Here is a 2,916-nt window from a genome sequence, read left to right as displayed (position 1 = left end):
AGCGTGCCGGGCCGGTCCCGGCCCGGACGGGACCGCGGGTCCCGCCCCGCCGGTGCCGCGGATGTCGCCGCCGGGTGCGCCTGCTGTCGCGTGTCCTCAGACATGGGCCCGCCTGATCCGTGGGTCGAGGTAGTGGTACGAGAGGTCGACCACCGTGTTGGTGAGCACGTAGATGCAGGCGATCACCAGGACCGCGCCCTGCACCATCGGGAAGTCGCCCTCGTTCGCCGCGTTGATCACCAACGACCCCATCCCGGGCAGGGCGAACAGGTACTCCACGATCACGGTGCTGCCGATCAGCCTGCCGAGACTGAGGCCCAGGACCGTGATCAGGGAGAACGACGAGGGCCGCAGCGCGTCGCTGAGCAGGATGTGCACCGTGGACATGCCCTTGGCGCGCGCCGAGAGGATGTAGTCCTCGCGCAGCGTGGTGATCAGGTCGTTGCGCAGGACCCGGGTGAACAGGGCCGTTTCGGCCAGCGCGATCGTCAGGGCGGGCAGGAAGGCGTGGTGGAGGTTGGCGACCAGCCCCTCGCCGGGACGCACCCATTCCGCCCGCGGGAACCAGCCGAGCCCGTTGGCGAACACCATGATCACCAGGAGGCCGGCGAGGAAACTGGGCACCGAGAGCATGCCGAAGGTGCCCGCACTGATCAGCCGGTCCACCCGGCCACCCGCGTGGTAGGCCGACCACATCGCCAGGGGGATCGACAGCACGAGCGCCATGCCCAGGCCGAGCACCGCCAGTTCCACGCTCACCGGCAGTGCCGCACCGATCCGCTCGCTGATCCCACTGTACGGCGGGACGACCGAGGTGCCGAGGTCACCCCGCAGCGCCGAGCCGAGCCAGTCGACGTAGCGCTCGGGCAACGGGTCGTCCAGCCCCATGTCCGCCCGCACCGCCGCGTACTCGTGCTCGGCGTGCCCCTCGCCGAGCACCGTGACGGCCGGGTCACCCGGCATCAGCGACACCAGTGCGAACGTGCCCGCGCTGACGAGGAACAGCACGATCACCAGTTCGCCCAGGCGCCGCAACGCGGTCCACACCATCGTGGAACCTTCCTTACGGAGGTGTTCGATCCCCGGAGACAACCGCACCGTCCCCACCCCGGGGCCGACGGTCCCACTCAACGGGAGCGCCCCGGGAGCGCCCCGGGAGGTTGCCGTGAGGGGCACTTTCGCTGCGTCACGCGCAGGGAAAGTGCCCCTCACGGCCGCTCACGCAGGGAAGGTGCCCTTCACGGCAACCAGGTGCGCACGGTGGGGCGCTCGACCTTGCCGGTGGCGTTGCGCGGGAGGGGGGTGGTGGTGATCAGCCAGCGGGTGGGGACCTTGTAGCGGGCCAGACGGTCGGCGACGAACGTCGACAGCGTGTCGTCGTCCACGTCCCCCGGCACCGCTCCGTCCGGGGTCGTGCCGTCCGGGGGTGCCGGGGTGGGGGCGGTCACCACGACGGCGGTGACCTCCTCGCCGAGGTCGGGGTGTGGGGTGCCGAGCACGACGGCCTCGGACACCCGGGGGTGTTCGGCCAGCGCGTGTTCCACCTCGACGGGGTAGACGTTCTCCCCGCCGCGCAGGATGAGGTCCGACCGCCTGCTGCTGATCCGCAGTCTGCCGCCGACCAGCGTGCCCAGGTCCCCGGTACGCAGCCAGCCGTCCGCCCCGAACGCCCCGGCCGTGGCGTCCGGCCGGTTCCAGTACCCGAGCATGACCTGCGCACCGCGCACGTGGATCTCGCCCTCCACCCCGTCCGGAACCGGATTCCCGTCGGCGTCCCGGATCTCGACATCCACATTGATCACCGGGCGCCCCACGGTGTCCGGATCCTCGGCGAGATCGGCGGCCGTGGCGACGGTCGCCCCGGTCGCGGTCTCGGTGAGTCCGTAGCTGGTGCCCAGTGCCGCGGCCGTACCGGGCAGGGCCCGGCGCACCCGGTCGAACAGTGCCCGCGACGACGGTGCCGAGTTCAGCGACAGGCTCGTCAGGCTGGACAGGTCGTAGTCGGTGAGGTCGGTGTGTTCGAGCACCCGGCGCACCATCGTGGGCACCGCTCCCCAGTTCGTGACCCGCTCCCGTTCGATCAACCGCAGCACCCTGTCCACCTCGAACCGTCCGGTGTGGAGCACCGCGGTGTCGCCCGCGGCCAACCGCGGGACGACGAGGTTGTGCAGGGCCGCGATGTGGAACAACGGCGTCGCCAACAGGAACCGCCGCCGTCCCGGCGGGCGGCCCAGCTCGGCGGCCAGCGCATCGTTGAACAGGTGGAAGTCGCAGGCGGCGAGGACGTTGCGGTGGGAGTGCACCGCCCCCTTGGCACGGCCGGTCGTGCCGGAGGTGTAGAGGATCACCGCGGGATCGTCCTCGACGGGACGGTCTCCGGCCCACCCGGAATCCGGCAACCCGGCGTCCGGGTGGGCGGCGGCGAGTTCCCCGAGGTCGTGCTCGATCGACAGCACCGGCACGTCCACCGCGCCGAGCAGGGCACGGCGCCGGTCATCGGCCACGATCACCGAGGGGGTGCTGTCGGCGACGCCATGGGCGATCTCGCGGGCCGACCACAGCGAGTTCATCCCCACCGTGACCGCGCCGAGCGCGGCCGAGGCCCAGAACATCATGATCCATTCGGCGCTGTTCGCCGCCAGGATCGCCACCCGGTCACCCCGGCGGATCCCGTACCGGGTGCGCAGCGCGTGCGCCACCGAGGCCACGGCCGCATGGTGCGCGGCGAAGGTGACCCGCCGCCCGCCGCAGACGAGGTACTCCGCGGCACCGTGCGCCGTCGAGGCGTCGAGCAGTTCCCGCAGCGAACGTCTGCGGTGCCGGAACACGCGCATCGGCCTGCCGCGCACCGGCTCGGTGCGCACCTCGAAGGGCGAACCCGGTCCGGTCAGCCGCGCCACCGCGGCCGCGCGCTCC

The 2,916-nt window shown here is 72.0% G+C and carries 2 protein-coding genes; both read right to left on the bottom strand.

Annotated elements, in window-relative coordinates; translation table 11 throughout:
* Positions 1 to 96: 96 nt before the first annotated feature.
* The gene (locus SACPADRAFT_RS0210510) at positions 97 to 1,098 is read right to left on the bottom strand and encodes an ABC transporter permease (protein ID WP_233357157.1); all 1,002 of its coding nucleotides are present in this window, start codon (positions 1,096 to 1,098) and stop codon (positions 97 to 99) included.
* 140 nt (positions 1,099 to 1,238) lie between these two features.
* Positions 1,239 to 2,916 (bottom strand): steroid-24-oyl-CoA synthetase (locus SACPADRAFT_RS0210505; RefSeq protein ID WP_007027110.1); only part of this gene is annotated, 1,678 nt, incomplete at its 5' end.

Source organism: Saccharomonospora iraqiensis subsp. paurometabolica YIM 90007 (assembly GCF_000231035.2).
Taxonomy (GTDB): Bacteria; Actinomycetota; Actinomycetes; order Mycobacteriales; family Pseudonocardiaceae; genus Saccharomonospora; species Saccharomonospora paurometabolica.
Note: the sequence above shows the minus strand (reverse complement) of the source record. Positions and strands in the feature narration are given on the sequence as shown.